Annotated in this window: 8 protein-coding genes, 1 tRNA gene and 1 pseudogene; 6 read left to right on the plus strand and 4 right to left on the minus strand. The window is 61.1% G+C overall.

The features are described from left to right. Positions 1 to 23: 23 nt before the first annotated feature. A tRNA-Ala gene (locus tag BHC62_RS06575) sits at positions 24 to 99 on the minus strand. 147 nt (positions 100 to 246) lie between these two features. Then, the gene (gene gltX / locus BHC62_RS06580; RefSeq protein ID WP_070994530.1) at positions 247 to 1,728 is read right to left on the minus strand and encodes a glutamate--tRNA ligase; all 1,482 of its coding nucleotides are present in this window, start codon (positions 1,726 to 1,728) and stop codon (positions 247 to 249) included. A gap of 198 nt (positions 1,729 to 1,926) precedes the next feature. On the opposite strand from gltX, the gene BHC62_RS06585 reads away from it, so the two are divergent. Both BHC62_RS06585 and BHC62_RS06590 read left to right on the plus strand, forming a co-directional pair. Beyond that, complete coding sequence (locus tag BHC62_RS06585; protein ID WP_070994531.1) at positions 1,927 to 2,973, plus strand: HlyD family secretion protein; 1,047 nt, start codon at positions 1,927 to 1,929, stop codon at positions 2,971 to 2,973. Between the two features lie 49 nt (positions 2,974 to 3,022). Further along, complete coding sequence (locus tag BHC62_RS06590) at positions 3,023 to 4,513, plus strand: MDR family MFS transporter (RefSeq protein WP_169851778.1); 1,491 nt, start codon at positions 3,023 to 3,025, stop codon at positions 4,511 to 4,513. Between the two features lie 109 nt (positions 4,514 to 4,622). Here the strand turns inward: BHC62_RS06590 and uvrB are convergent, their stop codons facing one another. Then, positions 4,623 to 6,638, minus strand: a complete 2,016-nt coding sequence (gene uvrB / locus BHC62_RS06595) for an excinuclease ABC subunit UvrB (RefSeq protein WP_029294101.1) — start codon at positions 6,636 to 6,638, stop codon at positions 4,623 to 4,625. Positions 6,639 to 6,981: 343 nt separating this feature from the next. Here uvrB and BHC62_RS06600 point away from each other — a divergent pair, with 343 nt between their 5' ends. Together BHC62_RS06600 and BHC62_RS06605 are read left to right on the plus strand one after the other, a co-directional pair. Beyond that, positions 6,982 to 8,178, plus strand: coding sequence for an amino acid aminotransferase (locus BHC62_RS06600; RefSeq protein ID WP_029294100.1), 1,197 nt, complete (start codon positions 6,982 to 6,984; stop codon positions 8,176 to 8,178). A 152-nt stretch (positions 8,179 to 8,330) separates the two neighbouring features. Further along, positions 8,331 to 8,537 (plus strand): annotated as a pseudogene (locus BHC62_RS06605) (hypothetical protein); the annotation flags it as partial. Between the two features lie 85 nt (positions 8,538 to 8,622). On the opposite strand, the gene BHC62_RS06610 reads toward BHC62_RS06605, so the two are convergent. After that, positions 8,623 to 9,537, minus strand: a complete 915-nt coding sequence (locus tag BHC62_RS06610) for a LysR family transcriptional regulator (RefSeq protein ID WP_070994532.1) — start codon at positions 9,535 to 9,537, stop codon at positions 8,623 to 8,625. 104 nt (positions 9,538 to 9,641) lie between these two features. Here BHC62_RS06610 and BHC62_RS06615 point away from each other — a divergent pair, with 104 nt between their 5' ends. Together BHC62_RS06615 and BHC62_RS06620 are read left to right on the plus strand one after the other, a co-directional pair. Beyond that, a complete protein-coding gene (locus tag BHC62_RS06615; RefSeq protein ID WP_070994533.1) occupies positions 9,642 to 11,033 on the plus strand; it encodes an aldehyde dehydrogenase family protein in 1,392 nt (463 codons plus the stop codon). Between the two features lie 82 nt (positions 11,034 to 11,115). Next, on the plus strand, positions 11,116 to 11,979 hold the full coding sequence (locus tag BHC62_RS06620) for a sensor domain-containing diguanylate cyclase (RefSeq protein WP_070994534.1): 864 nt from the start codon (positions 11,116 to 11,118) through the stop codon (positions 11,977 to 11,979). Positions 11,980 to 12,011 lie beyond the last annotated feature (32 nt).

Here is a 12,011-nt window from a genome sequence, read left to right on the forward strand (position 1 = left end):
GGCCAGACCTTGAACCTGTAAATTGGTGGAGCTAAACGGGATCGAACCGTTGACCTCTTGCATGCCATGCAAGCGCTCTCCCAGCTGAGCTATAGCCCCTCATCGGTGAGGACGGGGCGAATCTTAATGGCGCTTTGAAAGGCTGTCAAATTTATTTTCAACAATTTCCAAAGTTTTTTGCCGGGATAACAATCACTTACCATCAAAACCCCGCAAAGCCGGGGTTTTGACCTCACCAACACCTGACTAGGCGATCGCGCCCAGCAGCTTTTCCCATTCCTTGTTTTCTTTCTTCGACACACCACCAAGCAAATCAAGGGCTTGGCGCAGACGGAAACGGGTCAGGTCCGGACCAAGGATTTCCATCGCATCAAGCACCGACACCGAACTGGCTTGCCCGGTAATCGCGGCAAACATCAGGGGCATCGCGTCGCGCAGCTTCAATTCCAGGGATTCGACCACGGCCTGGATAGTCGCGGTGATCGCATCCTTCTCCCACTGGCGCAGGCTTTCGAGCTTCCACAGGATCAACTGCATCAACTGGCGGACCTGGTCCCCCGAGAGCTTCTTGGACTCGAACAGCTTGGCATCCGGGTTCACGCCACCGGCAAAGAAGAAGCTGGCCAGAGGGGCGACCTGGCTGAACGTCTCCACCCTGCCCTGCACCAGCGGCGCGATCTTCATCATGTACTCGGGGTTCAACGCCCACTGCTGCACACGGCTGGCGAACTCTTGTACCGGCAGGTCACGCAACCATTGGCCGTTGAGCCACGACAGCTTCTCGATATCGAAGATCGGCCCGCCCAGCGACACGCGGGACAGGTCGAAGTTATCGACCATTTCCTGCAACGAGAACTTCTCGCGCTCGTCCGGCATCGACCAGCCCATGCGGCCCAAGTAGTTGAGCATCGCTTCAGGCATAAAGCCCATGCGCTCGTAGAACGTCACCGAAGTCGGGTTCTTGCGCTTGGACAGCTTGCTCTTGTCCGGGTTACGCAGCAGCGGCATGTAGCACAACTGCGGTTGTTCCCAGCCGAAGTATTCGTAGAGCAGGATCAGTTTCGGTGCCGACGGCAGCCACTCTTCGCCACGCAGCACGTGGGTGATGCCCATCAGGTGGTCATCGACCACATTGGCCAGGAAGTACGTCGGCAGGCCGTCGGTCTTCATCAGCACTTGCATGTCCATGCGATCCCACGGGATCTCCACGTCGCCACGCAGCATGTCCGGTACCACGCAAACGCCTTCGCTCGGCACCTTCATGCGGATCACATGAGGCTCGCCAGCGGCCAGGCGCGCGGCCACTTCTTCCTTGGACAGCAGCAGCGCGCGGCCGTCGTAGCGCGGGGTTTCGCCACGGGCCTGTTGCTCGGCGCGCATCTGGTCCAGCTCTTCAGCGGTGCAGAAGCACGGGAAGGCGTGGCCCATGTCGACCAGTTGCTGGGTGTACTTCTTGTAGATGTCGCTGCGTTCGCTCTGGCGATAAGGGCCGTGTGGGCCGCCCACATCCGGGCCTTCTGCCCAGGTAATGCCCAACCAGCGCAGGGCATCGAAAATCTGCTGTTCCGACTCACGGGTCGAACGCACTTGGTCCGTGTCTTCGATCCGCAGGATGAATTCACCGCCATGCTGCTTGGCAAAGCAGTAGTTGAACAAGGCGATGTAGGCAGTGCCGACGTGGGGATCCCCAGTAGGCGATGGCGCGATGCGCGTGCGGACGGTGGTCATGGCGGGTCTCGAATGGGCAATAAAGCTGAAAATAAAACAAGGGGCGAATGGTAACAGCCCCAAGCCCCCCGGCTCCAGCGTGGGCCGATCAACAAAGGGCATATAAGCCAAGGTTGGGGCTGGAACCTCGACATAGCTATTTGCCAGATCGTTAGCTGGCTATATTCCATTACCTTTTGTAACTGACACTGCGCCGCCATGCCTGCCCAACTCAAACGCCGCCTGTTTATCTTCCTGTTTATCGTCGCCTTGATCGCCGCGGGCTTCTTTGCCCATTGGTTCTTCAAGGGGCGCTTTTATGAAAGCACCGACAACGCCTACGTGCAGGGCGAAATCACCCGGATCTCCAGCCAGCTCGGCGCGCGCATCGCCGAGGTCAAGGTGGGCGATAACGAGCACGTGGAAAAAGGCCAGTTGCTGGTCATTCTGGAACAGGACGACTTCCTGCTGGCCATCGACCGCGCCAACGCGACCCTCGCCACCCGCGAGGCCGAACGCCTGCAGGCCACGAGCAAACTGACCCAGCAGGCCAGCCTGATCGCCGCCGCCGATGCCCAGGTGTCGTCCAGCCAGGCGACCCTGGGCCGCGCGCAGATCGACTTGTCCCGCGCGCAAACCCTGCGCAAACCCGGTTATGTATCGGAAGAACGCGTCACTACCCTGTCTGCCGACAACCACATCGCCCGCTCCCAGGTCGCCAAGGCCCAGGCCGACCTGCAAGGCCAGCGCCAACAGGTCAGCGCCCTGAACGCCGAGATCAAGCGCCTCGACGCGCAGATCGCCAATGCCCGCGCCGACCTGGCCCAAGCCGAGTTGAACCTGACCCGCAGCGAAATCCACGCCCCCATCAGTGGCCTGGTCGGTCAGCGCGCCGCGCGCAACGGCCAATATGTGCAGACCGGCGCGTATCTGCTGTCCATCGTTCCAGACCAAGACATCTGGATCCAGGCCAACTTCAAGGAAACCCAGATCGGCCATATGGCCCCAGGGCAAAAAGCCGAACTGATCTTCGATGCCTATGGCGACACCCCTATCGAAGCCCGCGTCGACAGTTTGTTCGCGGCTTCCGGCGCGCAGTTCAGCCTATTGCCGCCAGACAATGCCACCGGCAACTTCACCAAAGTCGTACAACGGATCCCGGTAAAACTTACGTTTGCCGCCGACAACCCGTTGCAGGGCAAGATCCGCCCCGGCATGTCGGTAACCGTCAAAGTGCAGATCCAAGACCCTGACCATGGCCGGTGATCAACTGCTGCGCCCGGTCGGCGAACCGACCCGGCGCGACTGGATCGCGGTGATGAGCGTGATGCTCGGCGCCTTTATGGCGGTGCTCGACATCCAGATCACCAACTCCTCGCTCAAGGATATCCAGGGCGCGCTGTCGGCCACCCTGGAAGAAGGCTCGTGGATTTCCACCTCCTACCTTGTCGCCGAAATCATCATGATCCCCCTCACCGCCTGGCTGGTGCAGTTGCTGTCGGCACGGCGCCTGGCGGTGTGGGTCTCGGTGGGTTTCCTGATCGCCTCGCTGATGTGCTCCATGGCCTGGAGCCTGGAAAGCATGATTGTATTCCGTGCCCTGCAAGGCTTTACCGGCGGCGCGCTGATCCCGCTGGCCTTCACCCTGACCCTGATCAAACTGCCCGAACACCATCGCGCCAAGGGCATGGCGATGTTCGCCATGACCGCCACCTTTGCGCCATCCATCGGCCCGACCATCGGCGGCTGGCTCACGGAAAACTGGGGCTGGGAATACATCTTCTATATCAACGTACCGCCAGGGCTGTTGATGATCGCCGGCCTGCTCTACGGCCTGGAGAAAAAGGCCGCGCACTGGGAGCTACTCAAAAGCACCGACTACATGGGCATCCTGACCCTGGCCGTGGGCCTCGGTTGTTTGCAGGTGTTTCTTGAAGAGGGGCATCGCAAGGACTGGCTGGAGTCGAGCCTGATCGTCAGCCTGGGCAGCATCGCGCTGTTGAGCCTGATCACTTTCGTCATCGTGCAACTGTCCAAGCCCAACCCGCTGATCAACCTGGGTATCCTGGCCAACCGCAACTTCGGCCTGTCGAGTATTTCCAGCCTGGGCATGGGCGTGGGGCTGTATGGCTCGATCTACCTGCTGCCGTTGTACCTGGCGCAGATCCAGAACTACAACGCCCTGCAAATCGGCGAAGTGATCATGTGGATGGGCGTGCCGCAGCTGTTCCTGATCCCGCTGGTGCCGAAATTGATGAAATACGTGTCACCGAAATGGCTTTGCGCGGTGGGATTCGGCCTGTTTGGTTTCGCGAGTTTTTCCTCGGGCGTGCTCAATCCAGACTTTGCCGGCAGCCAGTTCAACCAGATCCAGATCATCCGTGCCCTTGGCCAGCCGCTGATCATGGTCACCATTTCGTTGATCGCCACGGCGTACATCCTGCCTCAGGACGCGGGCTCGGCGTCGAGCCTGTTCAACATCCTGCGCAACCTGGGCGGGGCCATCGGCATTGCGCTGCTGGCAACCCTGCTGGATGCACGGACCAAGACCTACTTTGATTACTTGCGCGAGGCGATTGTCCCGACCAACCCGCAAGTGGCCGAGCGCATGGCGACACTGACGCAGACGTTTGGCAATGAAACGGCGGCGCTGGCCAAGCTCAGTGAAATCGCCCACCAACAGGCACAGATCATGGCCTATAACGATGCGTTTCACTTTGTCGGGTTGGCGTTGGCGGTGAGTATGCTGGCGATCTTTTTGACCAAGGCGTTGCCGGCTGGGCTCAAGGCGGGGGAAGCCCATTAGACCGAGGCGCCGCCATCGCAGGCAAGCCAGCCCCCACATTTGAATGTATTCACACATCCCAATGTGAGAGCTGGCTTGCCTGCGATGAGGCCCCAACAGTCAGCGCAAATCAGACCGCCAGCAACCGCTCACGCAACTTGCCAATCTCGTCACGCATCTGCGCCGCCGCTTCAAACTCCAGGTCCCGCGCCAACTGGTACATTTTCTCTTCCAACTGGCGGATCCGCTTGGTGATTTCACTCGGCGAACGCAGTTCGTTTTCGTACTTGGCGCTTTCTTCGGCGGCCTTGGCCATGCCTTTGCGCTTCTTGCTGCGCGAACCGGGCACGGTGGCGCCTTCCATGATGTCGGCCACGTCCTTGAACACACCTTTAGGGGTGATGCCATTGGCCAGGTTGAAGGCAATCTGCTTTTCGCGACGACGCTCGGTCTCACCAATGGCGCGCTCCATGGAGCCGGTGATGCGGTCGGCATACAGGATGGCGCGGCCATTGAGGTTACGCGCGGCACGGCCGATGGTCTGGATCAGCGAGCGCTCGGAGCGCAGGAAACCTTCCTTGTCGGCATCGAGAATCGCCACCAGCGACACCTCGGGCATGTCCAGGCCTTCACGCAGCAGGTTGATCCCCACCAGCACATCGAAGGTACCCAGACGCAGGTCGCGGATGATCTCTACACGTTCCACGGTATCGATGTCCGAGTGCAGGTAACGCACACGCACACCGTGGTCGGCCAGGTAATCGGTAAGGTCTTCGGACATGCGCTTGGTCAGCGTGGTGACCAGCACCCGCTCTTCCAGGGCCACGCGCTTGGTGATTTCCGACAGCAGGTCATCGACCTGGGTCAGGGCCGGGCGGATTTCGATTTGCGGGTCGACCAGGCCGGTGGGGCGCACCAGTTGCTCGATCACCCGCCCAGCATGCTCGGCCTCGTAGTTGCCCGGCGTGGCAGAAACAAAGATGGTCTGCGGGCTGATGCTTTCCCATTCGTCAAAGCGCATCGGCCGGTTATCCAGTGCCGAAGGCAGGCGGAAGCCGTACTCCACCAGGGTTTCCTTGCGCGAGCGGTCGCCTTTATACATGGCGCCGACTTGCGGCACGCTGACGTGGGATTCGTCGATCACCAGCAACGCATCTGCCGGCAGGTAGTCGTAGAGGGTCGGCGGCGGCGCGCCGGACTCACGACCCGACAGGTAGCGCGAGTAGTTTTCGATGCCGTTGCAGTAACCCAGCTCCAGGATCATCTCCAGGTCAAAACGCGTGCGCTGCTCCAACCGCTGGGCTTCCACCAGTTTATTGTTGGCGCGCAGGTATTCGAGGCGCTCGGCAAGCTCGGCCTTGATCCCTTCCATGGCATCCAAAAGGGTTTCACGCGGGGTCACGTAGTGGCTTTTTGGATAGAAGGTGAAGCGCGGCAGTTTGCGGATCACTTCGCCGGTCAACGGGTCGAAGGCCGACAGGCTCTCGACTTCATCATCGAACAGCTCGATACGGATCGCTTCGAGGTCCGATTCGGCCGGGTAAATATCGATCACATCACCCCGCACCCGGAAGGTCGCGCGGGCGAAGTCCATGTCGTTGCGGGTGTACTGCAAATCCGCCAGGCGCCGCAGCAAGGCGCGCTGGTCGAGTTTGTCGCCGCGATCGACGTGCAGCACCATCTTCAGATAGGTTTCCGGGCTGCCCAGGCCGTAGATGCACGACACCGTGGTGACGATGATCGCATCCTTGCGCTCCAGCAGGGCCTTGGTCGCCGACAGTCGCATCTGCTCGATATGGTCGTTGATCGAGGCATCCTTCTCGATAAAGGTATCGGAAGACGGCACATAGGCTTCGGGCTGGTAGTAGTCGTAATAGGAAACGAAGTACTCCACCGCGTTGTTTGGGAAGAACGCCTTGAACTCACCGTACAGCTGCGCGGCCAGGGTCTTGTTCGGCGCCAGCACCAGGGTCGGGCGGTTGATCTGTGCAATCACGTTGGCGATGCTGAAGGTCTTGCCCGAACCGGTCACCCCGAGCAGCGTCTGGTGCGCCAGGCCGGCCTCGATGCCTTCGACCATCAGGCGAATAGCTTCGGGCTGGTCGCCAGCAGGTTCAAAGCGGGTGACTAGTTGGAAATCCGACATAACGTACCTCTTGAAGTCACCCCAGACTGTAAACCCGTCGGGGACGAAAAAGACCACAGCCCGCAAAACTTCAGAGCAGGCAGTAGGAAAAAACCATGATAGCTGTAGAAGTGGAGGCGAATGTGACGGGTTTCAAGGCAAGCGCCCTACATGCCTGAGGCCATCAATGTTGCAATAAGACTAACGGTCGATAAATAAACCGAAAAACTTGGCTGAAAAGCCGTTTCGGCTGTCGCCGCGAGCGGTGTTGGCCTCTATACTAGCTCCCCGTTTGTGCACCGCTCTAGTGCATTCGGCTGGAGCGCGACACGTCCCTCCATTCCCCCATAGAGCTGCCGCAAAAATGAGCCTGTTCTCCGCTGTCGAAATGGCACCACGCGATCCTATCCTGGGCCTCAACGAAGCATTCAACGCCGATACCCGTACTACCAAGGTCAACCTTGGCGTAGGCGTTTACTGCAACGAGGAGGGGAAGATTCCACTCCTGCGTGCCGTTGCCGAAGCGGAAGCCATTCGCGTGGCGCAACACGCCGCCCGTGGCTACTTGCCGATCGATGGCATTGCCGCCTACGACCTGGCCGTGCAAAAGCTGCTGTTCGGCGAGCAATCACCGTTGTTGAGCGCTGGCCGTGTGATCACCGCCCAAGCCGTTGGTGGCACCGGCGCACTGAAAATCGGCGCCGACTTCCTCAAGCAACTGCTGCCCAACGCCGTCGTCGCCATCAGCGACCCAAGCTGGGAAAACCACCAGGCGCTGTTTGAAAAAGCCGGCTTCCCGGTGCAGACCTACCGCTACTACGACGCTGCCACCCACGACGTAAACCGTGCCGGCCTGCTGGAAGACCTCAACGCCCTGCCCGCCCAGTCCATCGTCGTGCTGCACGCCTGCTGCCACAACCCGACCGGCGTCGACCTGAGCCCGGCCGACTGGAAAGACGTACTGGAAGTGGTCAAGGCCAAGAACCTGGTGCCGTTCCTCGACATGGCCTACCAGGGCTTTGGCGACGGTATCGACGAAGACGCCGCGGCGGTGCGCTTGTTCGCCGAGTCCGGCCTGACCTTCTTTGTGTCCAGCTCGTTCTCCAAATCGTTCTCGCTGTACGGCGAGCGCGTGGGTGCACTGTCCATCGTCAGCGAATCAAAAGAAGAAAGCGCGCGCATCCTGTCCCAGGTCAAGCGCGTGATCCGCACCAACTACTCCAACCCGCCGACCCACGGCGCGGCGATCGTGGCGGCGGTGCTCAACAACCCGCAACTGCGCGCCCAGTGGGAAGCCGAACTGGCCGAAATGCGCCTGCGCATTCGTGGCATGCGCGAGCAGATGGTCAGCGAACTGGCCAAGGCTGCTCCGGGCCACGACTTCAGCTTCGTCGGTCGCCAGCGCGGGATGTTCTCCTACTCGGGCCTGACCGTAGAGCAAGTCACCCGCCTGCGCAGCGAATTCGGCATCTACGCCCTCGACACCGGCCGCATCTGCGTGGCCGCGTTGAACCAGGCGAACATCGATGCCGTGACCAAGGCGATTGTGCAGGTGCTGTAAGCCTGATCGCGAGGTACAAAGGGGAAGCCAGCGGCTTCCCCTTTTTTGTGCCTTGCCCCTGTAGGAGCGAGCTCGCTCCTACAAAAAGCTCAGCGCTGGCAAGGCAAGCCCCTTAGACTGAAGCACGACTGCCCTTTGCGATGAGACTTTCTATGAGAAACGACGACCTGGACCTGCGTGCCGACCGCGACGAACTGGACCACTTCACCCCGCGCACGCCTCAAGCCAAGCGGCAAAAAAGCCTGGTCCTGCAAGTCGCCCTGGGCGTCTTCCTCGGCGGTCTGGCCTTGTGGCTCGTGCAATTGGGCGCCACAGCGCTGATGGCCAAATTGGCGATGGGCACCCTGCAGTTCGGTGGCTGCCCCCCCACCCTGTGGCGAGCGGGCTTGCCCCGCGTTGGGCTGCGCAGCAGCCCCACTACTTAATTCAGGCAAAAACACCGCGCTAGGGGTTTAGGGCCGCTTCGCAGCCCAACGCGGGGCTAGCCCGCTCGCCACAATGGGTCCGCTCTTGGAGCAGTTGTACAAAACTGTCCAGGCTCTGTGACACCGTGCCCCGACGCCAGATCAACCAAGTGTTCAGCAGGCGGAACTCGTCCGCCAACGGCCACACGCTCACCGTGGTAAACCCCGGCATGCTCTCGAGCATGCTGCGTGGCATCAGCGCCAAACCCGCGCCGGCGCTGACGCAGGCGAGCATGCCGTGGTACGACTCCATCTCGAAAATCTTCCCCGGCACCGCGCCATCCTGGGAAAACCAGCGCTCAAAGTGGTGCCGGTACGAACAGTTGGAACGGAAGGTGTAGATGCTCTCCCCGGTCACATCCTGCCCACGGGTGATCGGCCCATGATGCAACGGCGCAATCACCACCATCTCTTCTTCAAACACCGCCACCCCCTCCAGGGTCGGATGCAGCACCGGGCCATCGACAAACGCGGCCGCCAGTCGGCCCGATAGCACGCCTTCGATCATCGTCCCCGAGGGCCCGGTGCTCAGGTCCAGTTCGACCTTGGCGTGTTTCTGGTTATAGGCGGCGAGCAACGCCGGGATACGCACGGCAGCGGTGCTCTCCAGCGAACCCAGGGCAAATGGCCCCTGGGGTTCCTCCCCCGCCACAGTGGCGCGGGCCTCTTGCACCAGATCGAGAATGCGCCGCGCGTAGCCCAAAAAATTCCAGCCGGCAGGCGACAGGCGCAGTCGACTTTTCTCACGGATAAACAGCTCGACTCCCAGGTCCTGCTCCAGTTGCTTGATGCGCGTGGTCAGGTTCGACGGCACACGGTGAATCAACTGCGCGGCGGCACTGATGCTGCCTTGCTCGGCTACGGCCTTGAAAATCTCCAGTTGCACCAGATCCAATTCATTCTCCAATCGTGAACGTATTGCTTAATATTATTCAGTTCACGGAAAAGATACAGCCCCGTACGCTGGGCACCTTCCCCAATGCTGCGCAGGACGGTGCCATGAACGCTATTTCTCACCAGACCCATGCCTTGTCGATCAACCCCGCCAATGGCCAAACCGTGGGCAGCTACCCCTACGAGTCCGCCGCGCAACTGGACGCCGCCCTCACCCGCGCCAGCACCGCCTTTGCCAATGGTCGCAACACGCCCGTGGCGCAACGCGCCCAATTGCTGCTGGCCCTGGCCGGCGCCCTGCGCGAGCAAGCCGAGCAGATGGCGCAAATGATCACCCTGGAAATGGGCAAGCCCATCGCCCAGGCCCGTGGCGAAATCGAGAAATGCGCCTTGCTGGCCGAGTGGTACGCCGCCCATGGCCCCGCCATGCTTGCACCGGAGCCGACGCTGGTGGACAACGGCAGCGCCCAGATTGAGTACCGCCCACTGGGCCCGATCCTCGCCGTGATGCCGTGGAACTTCCCGGTCTGGCAGGTACTGCGCGGCGCGGTGCCGACCATGCTCAGCGGCAATACCTACGTGCTCAAGCATGCGCCCAACGTGATGGGCAGCGCCTACCTGATGAAACAAGCCTTCCATAAAGCCGGTTTTGCCGAGGGGTTGTTCGAAGTGATCAACGTCACCCCGGACGGCGTATCCAAGGCCATCGCCGACCCACGCATCGCCGCCGTAACCCTTACCGGCAGCGTGCGCGCAGGTATCGCCATTGGCTCCCAGGCCGGCGCCGCGTTGAAAAAGTGCGTGTTGGAACTGGGCGGCTCCGACCCGTTCATCGTGCTCGACGACGCCGACCTCGACGCCGCCGTGCAAGCCGCGGTGATCGGCCGCTTCCAGAACTCCGGACAGGTCTGCGCCGCCGCCAAGCGCCTGATTATCGAGCAAGGCGTGGTCGAAGCCTTCACCGCCAAGTTCCTCGAAGCCAGCCGCCAACTGGTGATGGGCGACCCGACAGCGAGCGACACCTACATCGGCCCCATGGCCCGTTTCGACCTGCGTGACGAACTGCACGGCCAGGTCCAGGCCACCCTGGAAGAAGGCGCCACCCTGTTGCTCGGCGGCCATCCCGTCGAAGGAACGGGTAACTACTACGCCCCCACCGTACTGGCCAATGTCACCGACCAAATGACCTCGTTCAAACAGGAACTGTTTGGCCCCGTCGCCTCGATCATCACCGCCCGCGACGCCGACCACGCGGTCGCCCTGGCCAACGACAGCGAGTTCGGCCTGACCGCGAGCATCTTCAGCAGGGATCCGGCCAAAGCGCAGAAAATCGCCAACCAGTTGGAAACCGGCGGCATCTTTATCAACGCGTACAGCGTGTCCGATCCTCGAGTGGCGTTTGGCGGGGTGAAAAAGAGTGGGTTTGGCCGCGAACTGTCACATTTTGGCGTGCGGGAATTCTGCAATGCGCAGACGGTATGGGTAGATCGGCGGTAGGCCGATCGTCAAGATTCCTCATTGTCAGCTGGCGGGTTCAGGATATGATCAGGCCGGTATTTGAACCGGATTGCACTGACCTATGCCCGTGGACCTGCAAGCGCTCTATCCCAAACTGATCCATCTGATGCTGGATACGGTTTTCGTGGTCGACAGGGACAGCCAGATTGCATTTGTCAGTGACGCCTGCGAGGCGCTGCTCGGCTACCGTGCCGACGAGCTGACAGGGACTGTGATCACCGACTATATGCACCCTGAGGACCTGGCGGCCACCCGAGCCTCGATTATCCGGGTGATGAACGGCCAGCCCCATGTCGACTTCCGCAACCGCTATATCCGCAAGGATGGCGGCATCGTCCATATTCTGTGGGCAGCATTCTGGTCCGAGGACGTCGGCGCGCGGATCGGCGTGGCACGGGATATAACGGCCCTCACCCAGGCCGAGGAGGAACTGCGCTTCCTCGCCCATCACGACCCGCTGACCGCCCTGACCAACCGCTCGCTGTTCAATGATCGGCTGGACTCGGCCTTGCGCAATGCACGCCGACAGAACAGCACCCTGGCCTTGCTGTTCCTGGATATCAATGACTTCAAGGGCATCAACGATGTACACGGGCACGCCGCGGGCGACCGCGTGCTGTGCACCATTGCGCGGCGCCTGGAAAGCTGCGTGCGTGAGACCGACACGGTGGCGCGAATGGGTGGCGATGAGTTCACCGTGTTGTTGACCGACCTTCATTCAGAAGACGCCGTGGCCGAGAAGGTGCAGCAGATTCTCGCCATCATGGCCGCCCCCCTTGGCCCTGAATTTGGCCCGGTGAAGATGCCATCATGCAGTATCGGCGTGGCGCGCTACCCGGCTGAAGGGGAAGATGCCGACACCCTGCTCAGCTATGCCGATGGCGATATGTACCGGGTGAAAAAGCTCCACCGCGCAGCAGGCTGAAGCCAAGCCGCCCCGCCCTGCCAGGTCTCAGG

It is taken from the genome of Pseudomonas sp. 06C 126, assembly GCF_001855215.1.
GTDB classification, from domain to species: domain Bacteria; phylum Pseudomonadota; class Gammaproteobacteria; order Pseudomonadales; family Pseudomonadaceae; genus Aquipseudomonas; species Aquipseudomonas proteolytica.